At 34.4% G+C, this 16,863-nt stretch carries 11 protein-coding genes; 9 read left to right on the top strand and 2 right to left on the bottom strand.

The window, feature by feature from the left end:
- Nucleotides 1-179: 179 nt before the first annotated feature.
- The 4 genes from smpB to RSTT_RS06040 all read left to right on the top strand — a co-directional run bounded on the left by smpB (nt 180) and on the right by RSTT_RS06040 (nt 7,885).
- On the top strand, nt 180-629 hold the full coding sequence (gene smpB / locus RSTT_RS01000) for an SsrA-binding protein SmpB (protein WP_096525998.1): 450 nt from the start codon (nt 180-182) through the stop codon (nt 627-629).
- A 31-nt stretch (nt 630-660) separates the two neighbouring features.
- On the top strand, nt 661-3,735 hold the full coding sequence (locus RSTT_RS00995) for a UvrD-helicase domain-containing protein (protein ID WP_149029998.1): 3,075 nt from the start codon (nt 661-663) through the stop codon (nt 3,733-3,735).
- Between the two features lie 363 nt (nt 3,736-4,098).
- Nucleotides 4,099-6,900, top strand: coding sequence for a PD-(D/E)XK nuclease family protein (locus RSTT_RS00990; protein ID WP_096525353.1), 2,802 nt, complete (start codon nt 4,099-4,101; stop codon nt 6,898-6,900).
- An 808-nt stretch (nt 6,901-7,708) separates the two neighbouring features.
- Nucleotides 7,709-7,885: a hypothetical protein gene (locus RSTT_RS06040; RefSeq protein WP_158302764.1), complete on the top strand. Its 177-nt coding sequence runs from the start codon at nt 7,709-7,711 to the stop codon at nt 7,883-7,885.
- 472 nt (nt 7,886-8,357) lie between these two features.
- Here the strand turns inward: RSTT_RS06040 and RSTT_RS00985 are convergent, their stop codons facing one another.
- Nucleotides 8,358-8,693: a hypothetical protein gene (locus RSTT_RS00985; protein WP_149029997.1), complete on the bottom strand. Its 336-nt coding sequence runs from the start codon at nt 8,691-8,693 to the stop codon at nt 8,358-8,360.
- A gap of 445 nt (nt 8,694-9,138) precedes the next feature.
- On the opposite strand from RSTT_RS00985, the gene gatC reads away from it, so the two are divergent.
- The 5 genes from gatC (at nt 9,139) to RSTT_RS00960 (ending at nt 14,724) form a co-directional block, all read left to right on the top strand.
- Nucleotides 9,139-9,435: an Asp-tRNA(Asn)/Glu-tRNA(Gln) amidotransferase subunit GatC gene (gene gatC / locus RSTT_RS00980; RefSeq protein ID WP_015423146.1), complete on the top strand. Its 297-nt coding sequence runs from the start codon at nt 9,139-9,141 to the stop codon at nt 9,433-9,435.
- Between the two features lie 29 nt (nt 9,436-9,464).
- On the top strand, nt 9,465-10,457 hold the full coding sequence (locus RSTT_RS00975) for a magnesium transporter CorA family protein (protein WP_015423145.1): 993 nt from the start codon (nt 9,465-9,467) through the stop codon (nt 10,455-10,457).
- A 2-nt stretch (nt 10,458-10,459) separates the two neighbouring features.
- Nucleotides 10,460-11,917 carry an Asp-tRNA(Asn)/Glu-tRNA(Gln) amidotransferase subunit GatA gene (gene gatA / locus RSTT_RS00970; RefSeq protein ID WP_096525351.1) on the top strand — a complete coding sequence of 486 codons (1,458 nt, stop codon included), beginning with the start codon at nt 10,460-10,462 and terminating at the stop codon, nt 11,915-11,917.
- A 767-nt stretch (nt 11,918-12,684) separates the two neighbouring features.
- Nucleotides 12,685-14,169: an Asp-tRNA(Asn)/Glu-tRNA(Gln) amidotransferase subunit GatB gene (gene gatB, locus RSTT_RS00965; RefSeq protein WP_015423143.1), complete on the top strand. Its 1,485-nt coding sequence runs from the start codon at nt 12,685-12,687 to the stop codon at nt 14,167-14,169.
- A 243-nt stretch (nt 14,170-14,412) separates the two neighbouring features.
- Complete coding sequence (locus RSTT_RS00960) at nt 14,413-14,724, top strand: phasin family protein (protein WP_015423142.1); 312 nt, start codon at nt 14,413-14,415, stop codon at nt 14,722-14,724.
- A gap of 88 nt (nt 14,725-14,812) precedes the next feature.
- Here the strand turns inward: RSTT_RS00960 and RSTT_RS00955 are convergent, their stop codons facing one another.
- Nucleotides 14,813-16,588, bottom strand: coding sequence for a cation:proton antiporter (locus tag RSTT_RS00955; protein WP_015423141.1), 1,776 nt, complete (start codon nt 16,586-16,588; stop codon nt 14,813-14,815).
- Nucleotides 16,589-16,863 lie beyond the last annotated feature (275 nt).

Genomic DNA, 16,863 nt, shown 5'->3' with positions numbered 1-16,863 from the left:
TCTCTGCATTAAACTCGGGGGGGGGGGAAATATCTGTTCCGAACAAATCCGCTTAAGCAACAGCAAAGCAGAGCATAATTAAAAATACTCTGCCGTCCTTAAATTACAGCGCATTTTATATCACTTAAAGCAAAATTTCGCCAAAATCTGATTGACAACTTACAATAATGTACAATTTAATGGAAAAAAAAACACTTTCATCAAACAGAAAAGCTTATTATAATTATGAAATCCTTGAAAAGCTGGAAACAGGAATTGTATTATCGGGATACGAAGTAAAATCCGCAAGGCAGTCTAATATAAGTCTTGTTGACAGTGTTGTGCGCTTTTCTGACTGCGAAGCTTTCGCTGAAAATATGTTTATAGCTTCCTATGAACAGATATCAACTCATATTGCCGATTATGACGCCAAAAGAAAACGAAAACTTTTAATGCATAAATCGGAAATCAACAAAATGCGCACAAAAGTTAAAGAAAAAGGACTTACTGTTATTCCTTTGGAAGTTTATATCGGTAATAGAGGTAAAATCAAACTTCTTATAGGTCTTGCAAAAGGCAAAAAAACGTATAATAAAAAAGAAGCGCTAAAGAAAAAAGATATTGAAAGAGAAGTGGCAAGAGAATATTAGTACGAATAATGCCGGCAGACCGCAAAAACCTATGAACAAATCTCAAATAATTTCAGTGCTGGCATCCGCAGGAACAGGCAAAACATATAATCTTGCAAAAAGATATCTTTATCTTTTGCTCAGTTCCAACGATAACACCAGCATAAAAAATATAATAGCTGTAACTTTTACTAACAAAGCGGCTGTAGAAATGAAGTACAGAGTCATAGATTATCTTAAAAAAGCAGCTTTGTCTTTGGATACCGGTGATTTTTTTGACGAGTTAGAACTTACAAAAGACAAAATAGCCCAAAGAAGCGCCGCAGTTTTAAAAGATATTTTTAAGTTTTACGATAACTTTAACATAAGCACCATAGACAGTTTTAAAAACCGTATCTTAAAATCCTGCGCTATGAGCATTGATATTTCGCCGAACTTTGTTATAGAGCAAGATTATTCGGACAATCTTTTATTTTCCTTAGAAATCTTTCTGCAAAAAGCGCGGACCTCGGAAAACCTGAGAAACATTATATTGCAGTATCTGTCTCAGTATTTAATGAAAGATTCCGGTTGGTTTCCTAAAAACAATATCTACAATGAAATTGAAAAAGTTTTCAAAGAGTCAGGAAATACAGGAAAAGATATTATGCCGTACGAAGGAGTACCTTTCAGAAACGAAATTGCTTCAAGAAGTGCGGCAATTATCAGAAAAATCAAAAAATTTGCAGTACTTCTTCCCAATATTCAGGCAAAGAAATATTATTCGGAAGCTGTTGAAAAAGTTTTAAGCACCGGCGGAAAAATATTTTTCTCAATGGATATTCCTGTAAGATTCGCATACGAAACCATTAAATACATAAAAGACGCTAAAATTAACGCCGAAGCAGACGAGCTTTGGAGCGAAATAAACAAAGATATTAAATCTCTATGCGATTTTTATATGGAAAACTATTACAGCGTTTATTCATATATATACTCAAAAGTCGCATTTGAATTTGACCTGCGGTCAAAAAAAGACGGCATTGTATTTTTAAATGAAATAAATAAAAAAACAGTCGGTTTTTTTGAAAAAGATAACACTGTTATGCCCGAAGTATATTACAGATTATCAGAAAAATATAAGCATTTTTTAATTGATGAATTTCAGGATACGAGCCTTGTGCAGTGGGTAGGAATCAAAAGATTTCTGGAAGAAAGTCTTGCCGAAGGAGGAACGTTTTTCTACGTCGGCGACATAAAACAAGCAATATACGCTTTCAGGGGCGGGGAACCCGAGATTTTTGATGCGCCGTCAAGGGAATTTTTTTCTGCGGATGTCAACATAAAGACCCTCAACCAAAATTTTAGAAGCGGCAAGACTATCGTAGATTTTAACAACGATATTTTTTCAAAAGAAAATATCGAGAGATTTCTAAATGAATTTTACAAAAAGAAAAATATTGAATGCGGTTTTTCAAAGTTTATCAAAACTTATTCTTTCCTTCGTCAGGAAACGCCGGCAGAGCATAATTACGGTTATATTGAAATAGACGTAATAGATAAAACCTGCGAAAACGTTAAAGAAAAAATAAAACAAAGATTTATAAACTGCGTTGCTCAGGTATCGGAAAGGTTTAATCCCAAAGACATAACTACTTTATGCAGAGCAAACGATGAAGTGCTTACGGTGAGTTCATGGCTTTTGGAGAACGATTTTGACGTAGAATCATCGCAGACTTTAAATATAAGAAACAACAGCGTAATAAAACAGATCATATCACTGCTTATGTTTATTAACTCTCCCATAGATGCGCTGTCTTTCTCCTCTTTTATCCTTGGAGATATTTTCAGTAAAATTTCAGGTATTGAAAACGTTGAGTTTGAAAAGTTTATTTTTGCCTGTAACAAAAGAAACAGAGCTGGAACTTTTTACAAAACCTTCCAAGACAGATATGAAAATCTGTGGGACAAATATTTTAAAGATTTTTTTGTGAAAGACGGTTTCGCACCTGTCTATGAGTTAACTCTTGCAGCGCTTGAAAAGTTTAAAGTTACTGATAATTTTTCTGACAGCAGAGCGTTTATAATGCGTTTTTTGGAACTCGTAAAAGATTTTGAAACACAGGGTTCGGGGATTAAAAACTTTTTAGAATATTTCGACGATTTAAAAGACAATGAAGAATCTTTATATATAAAAAGCGCTCTCGGAAACGGCATAAAAGTTATGACGGTACATAAAGCAAAAGGACTTCAATTTCCTGTAGTGATAATTCCTTTTCTCAAACTTTCAGTAAAGCCCGACAGAAAACCGTATTTTGACAGCTCAGGCAATAAAATAAAACTGTTTAACATATCGAAAAACATTACAAAGTTTTCACACAAAGCTAAGGAAATATACGACAGAGAAAAGATAAGTTCTTTATTGTCTGAACTCAATGTGACGTACGTTTCAATGACAAGAGCCGAATATGAACTTTACGCGATAGTTCCTCCGAAATCCGGAATTTCAAATAATGAGATTCCGGTACTACTGGGAAACAAAGCTCTCACTTCAGGCGTTAAGCAAACATACGCTCAGGACAACAACGGAAAAGACAACATTGTCAAAGATTCTTTCGACTCCGGATATAAAGATATACAAAAATATTTAAAAAACGCAGATAAAACGACGCTTGATATAAACAACAGCAGTAAAAAAAATTCAATTATATGTTATGCCTTGTCAAAGATAACGTCATTAAAAAATAAAAATATAAACGACTGTATCAGTTATGCACTCAGGATTACAAAAAGAAAATTTTTCTTTGAAGACGTTAAATTTTGCAGAGAAAAACTTAACAGATTATTTGCAACGAAAAAAATTCTAGATTTGTTTATGCATGACGAAAAATATATTTGCAACGAAAAAAAAATCGTAAATTCGGCAGGCGAAACTTTCAGGATTGATAAGCTGATAGTGCTTGACGATGAAGTTATAACAGCAGATTTTCAAATTTCAAACGACAAAGAAGAAAAAAATAAAAAGCAGGTGGAGTATCGCAACACTCTCATTGCTGAAATTTATCCCGGCAAAAAGATATCGGCTTATATTGCAGATATTGACACCGCAGATTGTTTATTATTGAAACGACAAACGCTACTACTTTAAAAACGGCGGAGAGTTTACCGTTTAAGTAATTGTTATTTTTAGAAAGCATAGTTTTAGAAATCCAGAAAAAACAAAAGAAAAGACGTTTCAGTGTTAAAGTCCATCTATATGTATGACAAACAAGAGATAGAATTTTTCAGTCTGCTTTGCTACCCCACGTTAAGGTATTATCTAAAAATGTAAACAGGAAATTCATTTTCGTCAAGCTCGCACTCTGCCATCTCATCATTTGTCCGCTCCTGCTGTCAGATCGCTGCTACATCATTATTACGGAAACGAGCATCCGGATTCTAGAACAATTTCACTGACCGAACATGCAGTAGTATTAACAGTCTGTCGTTAAAATATACATAGGAACGCAAAATGTCAGGAAAGATATTAAATATAGACGTTCATGAAAGCATAATAGATTTTACAGCCGACTATATTTCCAAATCAGACAAAAAAACTGCTTTGATCAGCGGAGGACGAAGACCTTTTTTGTTTATTAAAAAGAAACTTGCCGAAAAGCAGAAAAAAGCTTTTTTTTCTCCAGAATTCTTTACAAATGACGGATTTATTGAGGAAATTATTTTTGACAACACGGAACTTATAAAAATTTCGGATATTGAAGCGACGTTTATGATATTTGAAACCGTTAAAAATGAATCGCCTCAGCTTTTAAAAGATAAAACTTCTTTTGCATCTTTTATGGAATGGTCTTTTGAAATTTTGTCTTTTATAGAACAGCTGGACTTGGAAAATGTTTCCGAAGATAAGCTCAAAGCTGTAAAAGCAAACGCCGAAATAGGCTACGATGTTCCCGAAAATATCAACAGTCTGTTAAAAAATATATTCAAAATAAGAAAGAGTTTTTACAACAGCATGGAAAAATCATCAAAAACTACAAAGGGGCACAGTTTTTTAAAAGCTGCGGAGATAGAATCAAACCTGCTGACTGGGAATTTTGATGAAATAATATTAATGTCGCCATTTTATCTTCACAAAGTCGAAATTGAAATTTTTAAGAAGATTTACAACGCTGGAAAACTAACCGTATTCATTCATGGAAATCCCAAAAAATACGAAGCTTTAATGCAAATATATTCTGTGTTTGGTGAGCCGTTGCCGGATATAGAAAATAAAAAAGATGAGTACAAATTAAATATATATTCTGCTTTTGACGATCAGTCTCAAGGCGCTCTGCTTAAAAATCTTATCAGCGGTTATTCTGAAAATGACTTAGATAAAACGGCTGTTATTGTGCCGGATTCCAAAATGCTACAATCTGTAATATCTGAAATTTCAATAGTTACAGATCGATATAATGTTTCCGCAGGATATCCTGCGGAAAAAACGCCGGTTTTTTCTTTGCTCAACGCAATTATAGAAGCGCAGCTTTCAAGAAAAGGAGAATATTACTATTCAAAAGACGTTATGAAAGTATTGACTAACCCTCTTGTAAAAAATATGGAATTTCTCGGAGAAAGTTCAATATCAAGAACTGCTGTTTACAAAATTGAGGAAGCTTTGAACCAGTATTCAGGAAACTGCTTAAGCGGCAGAATGTTTGTCGCTTTTAAAGAAATTATCGGTGAAAAACAAATTATTGACGAAATAAGTCTTGCCGTAAACGAAGTCTGGGAATATACTGCCCCCGAAGAAATTATGAAAATGTTAAAAGAGATTTTCGACGTTTTCTTCACATCGTGGGAAAAGATTGAAACTCTCAATAATCTGTCTTATATTTTGTCTGAATTGTTGAAGAAAATATATTCTTTAAGCGTAGCTGCCAATTATTCATTAAATGCTGAAGCTACAGAACTGTTGCTGTCTTTAGCAAAAGAACTGAAATTTGGAGAAGTATCACAAGCAAAATTTCAAAATGAAGATGTTCTAAACACTTTTAAAAAACTGATTAAAAATAAAAGAATAGTTTTGCCGGGATCACCTCTTAAAGGACTGCAGATTTTAGGACTCTTAGAATCAAGAAACCTTTCATTTGAAAATGTTTTCATAGCGGGCATGATAGATTCGGCAATACCTGCCGTAAAAAAAGAATATTCCCTTATACCCAAAGATATAATGTACGCTTTAGGAATTGAAATAGCAAAGAAAGAACTTGAAATACAGCAGTATCATTTTGACAGGCTTATTTCAGGGGCAAAAAATTTAAATCTTATCTATCCTGACAATGATAAAGATGAGAGGAGCAGATTTATCGAATCTCTTATTTGGAATAAGCAGTTTGAAAATAAAGACATTAATATCGTAAAAATAAATAAATTTGTTCTGCCTAAATTTTTGGCAAAGCAACCTGCAAAAAGAAAATATGCAAAAACCAAAAAGATTAGGGAATATCTTAAAAATATGTCTTACACTCACAGCAAAATTGATGCTTATTTAAGCTGCAAGCTTAAATTTTACTTTATGCACGTACTTATTCTTGATGAAAGAACGAAAGTGGGACAAGAGTTTTCCGCCGTCGATATAGGAAATTTTGTGCACAGTTTCTTAAAAGACACCCTATGTGAAAAACTTGACAGTAAAAAACTGCAGACTTTAGAATTTGAAAAAGAGTATTTTAAAAAATTTGAGAACAGTTTTGATAATTCTCCGCATTTTAAATTCAGGGAAGACGCTTTTATGATAAAAGAAGTTTTACTATACAGAATGAAAAACATTTTACATTATGAAAGGCTAAGATCTTATAAAAATATTTACGGCTGCGAGAAAAAATATTATTCAAATATTAAAACAGCGTCTGGAGAAACTTATAAATTTAACTGTAGAATCGACAGAATAGATACGGACGGTGAAAATTATATGATATTTGATTACAAAACCGGCGCTGCTCCATGCAGCATTGTTTCAAACAAATATTTTGATCTGATGTCAAATAATTTTGACAGGCAAAACATAAAAAAAGCAGTAAGTTCTATGCAACTTCCATTGTATAAAAATATATTTGAGAAAGAAACAGGTTTTGCCGTTTTGGAATGCGGAATTTACGATATAAAAAAAGCTGAAATTATTAAATTTCCTGAAAGAAAAGAAATATATGATAAATGCATTGATGCGGTTAGGTCTCTGCTTGACGAAATAAATACTGGGGAAAGTTTTGAATTTGATGAAGAGGATAAAGTTAACTGTAAAACATGCAAATATTTTTATATATGTACCTAAAACAAAAATTTTTTACAGTTCTTAAATAGGGACAGACATTACGACTCAACACGTTAAGACTGAGTTTTCGGATTCGTTCATTCCCAGTTGTAAAATTGAAGTTTTAACTAAATATGCCGACGGTAAATATTATTAAACTAAAAGTGAAAAAGTTTTTATAGTAATATTCCCAAGCTGCTGGTTTTACATCTGTAAAAAGGCAGTAATCAATCAATGAAAAAGCTAGTTCGTATTTATATTGTTTTTTTTGTTCCATTTTTTCTTATCTCAACAGGGTGTACAAAGAAAATAAAGAGAACAATAAGCGTAATAATATATGAAGTAGGCATATCAGAGAAGAGGTACAGGCTTTGCACTTAAAAATCTCAGAATAGTTCCATTTGCTCAAAAAGCTTCTGACTTGTTGCAACAAAACACAAACAGGAACTTGAATATATTTTGTGAGGAAAAGGACACGCAAAACTCTTTGACTGTGAAAAAAAGGATTGTTTTGGATATACGGCAAAATATATGTTGAAGCAAGACGGATATATCTACCAGCGGATATTAGCTCATGCAGGTCCTGACACAAAATATAAAAACAAACGTGTAGCGCCATGTCCTCAGGACTTGGAAAGCATTAGATAGAAGTACATAAAATGAAAGATAATGAAATTCAGACATAATATAGAACTTCCTCGAAAATATAAAGTATTTTATGATAGTCTTGACAGAGAACATCGTCAATACTGCCCCCCCCCCTAAAAAAATATGTAATCAATGCCTCGCTATTATATTGAGAGAATGTATAACAAATTAGAAATGCCTTATGCTAAGCTTATTTAGAGCAGATAAAGTTCGTAAAGATTATTCAGAGCATGGGTTGAATACTATAAAAAAGGGAATAGATAATTTTAATGCGGAACAGAGTAAAGAAATGTTTAAAAATTTTAAAATAGGTAAAAATTGGCGGATTAAAAATGCCTTTAACGGTGAGGAGGCATAATAAAAAAATTGTATAATAATGACATGGTAATTATTAGCTATAGTTTCATTACCTGTAATTTGTGTTTGAAAAGATAGGTGATAATAATGGGCTTTAGATGGAACAGCTTGAGACCGTAAGCAGAAAAAAAGATTATTCCTTTAAATCGACGTTCAAGAGGTGGTTTCTCGTTTTAATACAAATCAGACAATAAACTATAAACCCGATTATAGTTTAAAACACATCAAATGTGTCAATCTTAATTTAATTAAAATTATTTTATATTTGTGAATGATTTGACAAAAAGCGATAAATATATTACATTTATTGTAAGGAGAGGCTATGCAAATGTCAAAAAATCAGGAAAGGTTAAAGCGGTGGCTCGATTATTATCGTAAAGACTATCCATATTTGCTTATTCTATTTTTTTCATCATTATCATCACTGTCTATAATAGTAACTCAGTTCCACTAATTCCGATACAACCTGTATATCAACAAACACTATATAACAATATAGTTTCTTCCAAGCATCTTAAAAATATTCCCGATACCACTGCCATAGCAACAAAGGCTTGCTGAACTGCCCACAGTTTTCCTTCCGCTCTATGGAATATCGCTACATCCCACATACACTCCCAAACTTGCGACAATCCCCTAAGAACTATTTCTTTATTTCTATCGCTTTCATAAAAGTTCTTTTTCTGCGGTATCCGTCTGGGCATTATAGCGGCAGATAACAAACGTTCTTTTATTTTAATTGTATCGGTTTTCCGCAAGACGTCAACACAACTAATCCCACTGTTAAAAGCATTATTATTTTTTTTCACTTTTTCTGCACCACTAATCGCTTCCAGTTGGTACTTTAGAAAATGGAAAACACACATATAAAATCTCAGCAACAAAAAGACACAAATACACTCATCTAACAATATCACGATGTCTGTATCCAAGTTTCAAACTTAGTCTGCATTTTCACTTAACCTCAATTTTTATATCATCTGCTTTTAGCGATTTTCTGCCTTTCTTTCGCTTTTTTACACCGCTATTCATTTTATAACTGTACTATAATTATTTTGTTTGTTCTCTCAAGTCAGACGCAATTAAAAAAATAATGATAGTGTTATAGTCTTTTGTTTCGTTTATTATCCTTAAAAGCTGTTATTAGAACAGGATATGTTTCTACGAAAGACGCGCTATATTGCTTGTACAGACTTATTGTTAAAAATTTTTGATTTTTGTACAATCTTAAATCTGATCTAATGAGGTGCTTTTATGCTAAAAGAAGAACTTGAAACTACCGCTTTTCTTGCAAGAATACACATTAAAGAAGATGAAAAAGAAAAATATCTTGCAGATTTAAGCATGATGTTTGACTATATTGAAATTTTACATGAACCTGACATAGCTGATTTAGAGCCTACAACTCATGTTACGAAGATAAGAAATGTCTGGAGAGAGGACGTCGTAAAACCTTGTCCTAAAGAAATTATAGAACAAATGCTTGACAGTGCACCTGCTAAAGAAGGAACTTTTTATAAAATTAAAAAAGTTATATCGGGCGCATCTTAACTTAATGCAAATACAGGATGTGTTTTATTATGATAAAAGCAATTTATTCTATTAACGGCACAGTTACTACCAAGTATAAAGCATTAAAAATTTCGGAAGATTATAAGAATAAAAAACCCAATCTCATATGGATCGACATCTATTTAGAAAACCACGAGTTAGAACAGGAAGAGACACTGATCCTTTCAGAATCGTTTAAATTTCACGAGATGTCAATTGAGGACTGTCTATTTCCTCAATATCCGAAAATAGAAGAATTTGGAAATTATATTTTTACTGCTGTGCATGGAATACAGCTTAAACCTCATTATTTTCAAGAATTTGAAGACAGCATTTACGAATTAGATATTTTTATAGGTAAAGACTTTGTGGTCACCGTGCATGCGGAAGAGCTGTTTTTTCTTGAAACCATTTTTGAAAAAGCAAAAACAAGACCGCAGATTGAAATGAAAAGTCTTGAAAATCTGCTTTACAATATTTTCAATAAAGTTGTTTCCAGTTACGAGTTTACTCTGGAAAAAATTGACGATAAAATGGAAAATCTGGAAGATGATATTCTTGAAGAACCGGAAACTGTAAATATGGAAGAAATACTCAATATCAAAAAAGTAATTTTTGCAATGAGAAAAATAGCCGAATCTCAACAGACGCCATATATTTATTTTACAAGACCAAACAACAATTTAATTTCAAAAGAGCATTTTGTGTATTTCCGCGATATTTATACGCAGTGCGCAAAAATGAATCAATCGATAACGATGCGAAGTCAGGCGGTTGTAAGCCTACTTGAAGTTTATATGTCGAGTGTAACGTTAAGACTTACCGAAGCTATGAAATTTTTAACGGTAATAGCGACGGTTTTAATGCCTGTTCTTATTATATCCGGATATTATGGAATGAACATAAAGTTCCCGGAGTATTCAATTTTCGGAGAAAGAGAATTATGGATTTTTGCGGTGTGTTTGATGTTTGTCGGCATAATAGCTATGCTCATATATTTTAAAAAGAAAAAGTGGTTTTGAGTATGGATGAGATTTTAAAAACCAGAGTAAAAGATTTGTGTGCGAAAATTCGTTCCGGCCAGATAAAAAGCATAGAAATTGTCAAAGCCTGTTTTAAACGCATTAAAGAAACTGATCCAAAAGTAAAGGCGTTTCTTAAATTGAATGAAGAACGCTCTTTAAAACAGGCTGCCCAAAGTGACGACAAAATAAAAACTGGAGCGGAATGCGGATCTCTTGAAGGAGTCCCCATCGGCATAAAAGATAATATTATGATAAAAGGCGAGAGTATGACCTCCGCTTCTAAATATCTTGAAAATTATATTTCTCCTTACGATGCCGCTGTTATAGAAAAACTTAAAGAAGCGGGCGTAATTTTTGTAGGGAGAACAAATATGGACGAGTTTGCGATGGGCGGTTCTACGGAAACGTCGGTTTATCAGAAAACTGCAAACCCATGGAACATCGACTATATTCCGGGCGGATCTTCAGGCGGCAGCGCGGCAGCCGTAAGTTCGGGAATGGTGCCTTTTGCATTGGGTTCTGATACCGGCGGTTCAATAAGACAGCCTGCAGGTTTTTGCGGCATAGTAGGTTATAAACCCTCTTACGGATTGATAAGCAGGTACGGCGCATGCGCTTTAGCGTCTTCTTTTGACCAAATAGGCGTGTTTTCAAAAACCGTAAAAGACGCTTCTCTGCTTACAAGCTTTATAGCAGTCGGAGACTATAGAGATCCGGTCTGCGAGACGGGAGAACAAACTAATTATGCGCATGGTATTTACAATCCGGATATATTGAAAACTGTGAGAATAGGCATACCCAAACAGCTTTCAAACTATAAGGCAGATGAGGAAATTACAAAATACTTCGGCGAAGCTGTAAATAAACTCAAACTTGAAGGAGCCGCAACTGTAGAAATTGACGTTCCAGCTTACAAATATGTTCCTGCCTTATACGAAGTCATAATGTGCGCTGAAGTTTCTGCAAATATTGCAACTTTCGACGGAATCCGTTACGGATACAGATCGTCAAACGGCAGGAATCTAAACGACGAATATGCGAAATCCCGCGCGGAGTCGCTCGGGTATGAAGTTAAGAAAAGAATATTGTTTGGAACTTACGTTTTAGGCGCAAAAAATTATTACAGATGTTATCATCAGGCTCAAAGAGTCAGAACTCTTCTCATAAATCAGATAACCGATGCATATAAGAAGTGTGATTTTATATTTTCGCCGGCAACTTTGCAGATGCCTGTAAAATTTGGCGAAAAGCTTTCGGAAGAATGCGATATTTTCCTTACGGCAGCAAATCTTGCGGGACTTCCTGGTATTACTGTTCCGTGCACTTTTACAAGTTCAGGCATGCCGATGGGAGTGCATTTTATGGGATCACGCTTTTCTGATGCAAAACTCTTTCAGATTGCTGATGCTTTTGAAAGAATATCGGGTTTTGATATAAATAAATATCCAAACCTTTAGCAAAGATTTTAACTTCTGAGCTGACGCGGCTGAAAAACTTATACGCTCCCATTTTATCCCCGATGTTCTAGAGAACTGTCAGATATCTCCCCCTCCGTCTTTAAAAAATCTTATAAAAATTTATGAAGCAAAAACATGAACAGTAGACTTAGTTGTCGCTTATTTAAGACAGAAAGGAACAGCTATAAAATGAGACTGTTTTTTTAAATTTAATAATGTCGTTTTATATAAAGATGATGTTTTTAATCTAGATAATTTTAAAAGCAATTTCTGTGACTTAATTGTTACTTCACCACCGCATTAATAATATCAGGATTGAGTGTAATTCAAACAATGATGTTTTAAGTTATGACGATTATTTAATTTTTATTGAAAAATGGTAGAAAAATTGTTATTATCGGGCAAAAAACAGCGAACGTTTGATACTGAATGTTCCTTTAGATAAAAATAAAGTCGGACAAAAAAGTGTTGGCGCAGATATAACAAAAAAAGATTTTGCGGATTGGACGAGCGGCGGTTGGAAATTTAGCTGTTGACTGACTGCGAAGTATAAAAAACTTACTGACAGAACTTTCAGTGATTCTGACAAAGGACAAAAGAGAGTTTACAGACACGATTCAAGAGCGGTTAAACAAAAAAATTAGAGGATTTTAGTTATCATCAGAAAAAAACAATGTTATAAACTGGCATATAGTTTGGGAGAAGTAAGCATAAGCTGCATTTTGATTAGGTTTAAAAATATAGACAACTACAAAAGGTAAAAAACAATGGCTGATTATGAAACAGTAGTAGGACTTGAAGTCCACATGCAGATCAACACAAAATCAAAGGTTTTTTGCGAATGCTCTACACGGTTCGGTGCCGAACCAAATTCAAATACGTGCATAATATGCACGTCCCAGCCAGGAGCAATTCCAATATTAAATAAAAAAGCAGTTGAAGCTGTAGTTAAAACAGGGCTTGCACTGAACTTCAGTATAAATAAACGGTGTACTTTTGCGAGAAAACAGTATTTTTATCCCGATGTCCCCAAAAACTATCAGATAACCCAGTCCGAACCGCCTTTGTGTTCTAGAGGAAAACTTGCGATAACCATCGATGGGAAAGAAAAGATTATAAACATAACAAGAATACATCTTGAAGAAGATGCCGGAAAACTTGTCCATGAAATAGGCAACAAAAAACTTGATTATTCTCTTCTTGATTTAAACAGAGCCGGCGTAGGATTAATGGAACTTGTCACAGAGCCGGAGATTATTTCTCAGCATGAAGCGTTAGAATTTTTAAAAGAACTCAAAAATATTGTCGAATATTTGGGAACTTCAGAGTGCAATATGGAAGAGGGTAAAATGCGTTGCGACGTAAACGTAAGCATACGTCCTGTAGGACAGAAAGAGCTTGGAACGAGAGTTGAAATTAAAAATATGAATTCAATATCAGGCGTAAGAGATGCGATAGCCTATGAAGTTGAAAGACAAAAAGAAGTTCTTAATTCCGGCGGCAAACTTACGCAGGAGACAAGACTTTGGAAAGCGGAAGAGGGAATAACAAAATCAATGCGTTCAAAAGAAAGTGCTTTAGATTACAGATATTTTCCTGAGCCGGATCTGCTTCCTTTTAATTTACCGGACTCTTTTATTGAAGAATTGCAAAAACAGATTCTGGAACTACCGCGAGCAAGAAAAGCGAGATTTATAAAAGATTACGGAATATCGGAATACGATGCGGATTATTTAACTTCAACTAGAATGATTGCAGATTATTATGAAGAAGCATTAAACGCTTTAAAAAATCAAAAATCCGACAGCTTATCCGGAAATTTTGTCGTTGCGGCTAAGCTTCTTGCAAACTGGATTTCTACGGAATTGAACGCAAAACTTAACGCTTCAAAAACCTGTATTGCGGAAACTCACATTTCAAGTCAAAATTTGGCAAAATTGGTTTCTCTTATCTTAAACGGAACCATTTCGGGGAAAATTGCGAAAACCGTTTTTGAAGAAATGTATGAAAAATCAATAGAGCCTGAAAAAATAGTAAAAGAAAAAGGACTTGTGCAGATTTCTGACGAGTCAGCTATTTTAAGAATATGCGAAGAAGCTATTTCTGAAAGTCCTAAAGCTGTTGCAGAATTTAAGTCAGGAAAAGAAAGAGCAATCGGAGCAATTGTCGGTCTTGTGATGAAAAAGTCAAAAGGAAAGGCAAACCCACAGCTTGTCAATAAAATCCTGCTGGAAAAACTGAAAGCATATTGAGCGCCGTTGCCATCTAAAAAAGCGAAGATTTTGACAATCCCGGAAAAGAAAAATAAAAGACTAGATATTTCGGGGATTTCGTCACCTCAATATTATAAGGCTACAAACATGGTAAAACTTAAATATTTTTGTATAATATTGAAAATTTTTTAAAAAGAATAGCAAAATTGAAAAATAAAAATTAAAGCTTTATTTATTTCTGGTAATTTTGCAATATGTCAGCTTATGACAAAGGGAGAAATCATGGCAGACTTGAAAAGAGTGTTTTATACAGGTATAGGATTAGCATTAAAGGGCAAAAAGAAAGTAGAAGAAGCGGCAAAAAAATTTGTTGAAAATAACAAAAGGGAAGCCGACGAAGGCAAAAAGTTTGTTGACAAAACTATAAAACACGCTGAAACGACAAAAAATGAATTATCAAAAAAAATTAATAAAACTGTAAAAACGACAGTCAATAAAATTGGTTTTATAACGCGTAAAGAGACCGATAATCTTAAAAACGAAATAGAAAAACTTAAATCGCAACTGCATAAATCCGAAAAAAAGAAAAAGTAAATTGTAAATTTCCTGATAAAGTTATTTCCAGTCCACGTCATGTCAAATAAAAATCAGCTTCTAACGCAAATGCATATTTTTTTACTGCTTATTTCCGTTCTTCGTTGACTGACTGATTAATAAGTTCCGAAGCTGTCGCAAGCAAACTCTGCTTTTCTAAATCATCAAGCAGTAAAGAAGTCAGGGCATTTGAAACTTCTTCTTCTTCAAAAACTATTCCCGATATGCCTGCTTGTTTTAAGGTTTCTTTACTGTCAAGGAAGTGCGCTCTTACAAGTATGCGTGTTTTTGAGTTTAAGGCAGACGCAAGCAAAGCGGTTTCTAACGTCACCTGTAAAGAAGGGACTGTAATAATTAAATAGTCCGCGCTTTTTATGCCCGCTGCAAGTAAAATATCTTTTTTTGCCGAATCCCCGTAAATTACCGTTTGTCCCTGCGAACTCAAACTGTTAACCGTATCGATATTTATTTCAACAACAATAGGTTTTACACCATATTCTATCAACGCATCCGTAACCTTTTTACCGGTAGGTCCGTAGCCCACTATTATACTTGTTTTTTGGGCAAGATATTCTTCGGTGGGAAGCAAATTCTTCGCAATCTCCTTACTTCTGTTGCTTTTATTTATTCTTCTGTCGGCTACAAAATTCAAAATATTCCACAGTTTTTTTCTGGAATGCAGAAATTTTTCAATTGGCGGAACTTTTTTAAATAACAACGGATTTAAAGTTATTGATACGATAGAACATACGACTATCGTATTGTAAACAATATCTCCGGCAAGATTTAACCTCTTCGCTTCCTGAGCCAGTATAAATGAGAATTCTCCGACTTGTGCAAGTCCCGAGGCAACCGTGAGGGCGGTTTTTACGGAGTAGCCTAAAACTGAAACCGCAAATACAGCGGTTAGAGGTTTTACAAGCAAAACAATGACAAGACATACGCATATAAGCTGGGGATATTCAACTACAAATTTGAAGTCAAAAAGCATGCCGACCGCAAGGAAAAATAAAACTGCAAAGGCATCTCTTAACGGAAGAATATCAGCACCTGCCTGATGGCTTAGTTTACTTTTCCCTACAACCATGCCGCCCAAAAATGCGCCCAGCGCAAACGATGCCTGAAACACTACAGCCGCGAGAACTGCCGTTAAAAAAGCTATAACCAAAACCGTAAGCGTAAAAAGTTCTTCCGAACGGACCTTTACAATTTTTGACAAAAGCCACGGAACAAACCGTCCTCCGACTTTCATAACCAAAATCCACAATAAAACAAGGCGCGCTAGAGCAATTCCTATTGCCTTAAGTATTTCAATGCTTCCTACTACATTTCTCGTATTGGACAATATTATAATAAGACTGGGAAGAGCGACAAGTATTAATACGGTTAAAATGTCTTCTACAATAAGCCATCCGATAGCTACGTGCCCGTGTACGGTGCCGACAATATCATTATCGTTTAAAACTCTTAAAAGCACGACAGTGCTTGCTACGGCGAGACCAAAACCGAGTATAAGCGCTGATTTTAAATCAAGTCCTAAAGCAGTGCCAGTCAATATTCCGCAGACAGTTGCAATAGCACTTTGTATGATAGCCCCCGGAATAGCGACACCTTTGACCGCTACAAGATCTTCTGTTTTAAAATGTAATCCTACGCCGAACATCAAAAGAATGACGCCGGCTTCTGAAAGCTGGGATGCTAAACCGTAATTTGCAACAAATCCGGGAGAAGCGGGACCTATAAAAAATCCTGCTAAAAGATATCCGACAATGGAAGAAAGTCCAAGTTTTTGCGTTATAAAACCAAATGCAAGAGCAAGGGTAAAGCCTACTGCCATAATTTCAAGTAAGTGATACTCGTGCATTTAAAACCGCCTGGAAGTTTTGCGATATTAATATTATAACATAAAAATTAACAAGTTTTTTATATATCCATCCTTAGGTTTTTATTGCGGACTTTTATATTATTTGACAGTCAGTCTTCACAAATACTGCCAAAATACATTGAAACGTAAAGTAAAGAAAGATTTGTTTTGGGTGCAAATTGTGTATAATTATACTGAGTTTCCAGAAAAACAAAAAAAAGATATCTCAGAGAGGCATATATTCAATTTTATACTGATTGGTTTTTGGTATGATG

This window comes from Candidatus Endomicrobiellum trichonymphae, assembly GCF_002355835.1.
Taxonomy (GTDB): Bacteria; Elusimicrobiota; Endomicrobiia; order Endomicrobiales; family Endomicrobiaceae; genus Endomicrobiellum; species Endomicrobiellum trichonymphae.
Note: the sequence above shows the minus strand (reverse complement) of the source record. Positions and strands in the feature narration are given on the sequence as shown.

Bases quoted from the DNA above. Each gene is read 5' to 3' on its own strand.
- smpB (WP_096525998.1), top strand. From the start codon at position 180: ATGGAAAAAAAAACACTTTCATCAAACAGAAAAGCTTATTATAATTAT.
- RSTT_RS00995 (WP_149029998.1), top strand. From the start codon at position 661: ATGAACAAATCTCAAATAATTTCAGTGCTGGCATCCGCAGGAACAGGC.
- RSTT_RS00990 (WP_096525353.1), top strand. From the start codon at position 4,099: ATGTCAGGAAAGATATTAAATATAGACGTTCATGAAAGCATAATAGAT.
- RSTT_RS06040 (WP_158302764.1), top strand. From the start codon at position 7,709: ATGCTAAGCTTATTTAGAGCAGATAAAGTTCGTAAAGATTATTCAGAG.
- gatC (WP_015423146.1), top strand. From the start codon at position 9,139: ATGCTAAAAGAAGAACTTGAAACTACCGCTTTTCTTGCAAGAATACAC.
- RSTT_RS00975 (WP_015423145.1), top strand. From the start codon at position 9,465: ATGATAAAAGCAATTTATTCTATTAACGGCACAGTTACTACCAAGTAT.
- gatA (WP_096525351.1), top strand. From the start codon at position 10,460: ATGGATGAGATTTTAAAAACCAGAGTAAAAGATTTGTGTGCGAAAATT.
- gatB (WP_015423143.1), top strand. From the start codon at position 12,685: ATGGCTGATTATGAAACAGTAGTAGGACTTGAAGTCCACATGCAGATC.
- RSTT_RS00960 (WP_015423142.1), top strand. From the start codon at position 14,413: ATGGCAGACTTGAAAAGAGTGTTTTATACAGGTATAGGATTAGCATTA.
- RSTT_RS00955 (WP_015423141.1), bottom strand. From the start codon at position 16,588: ATGCACGAGTATCACTTACTTGAAATTATGGCAGTAGGCTTTACCCTT.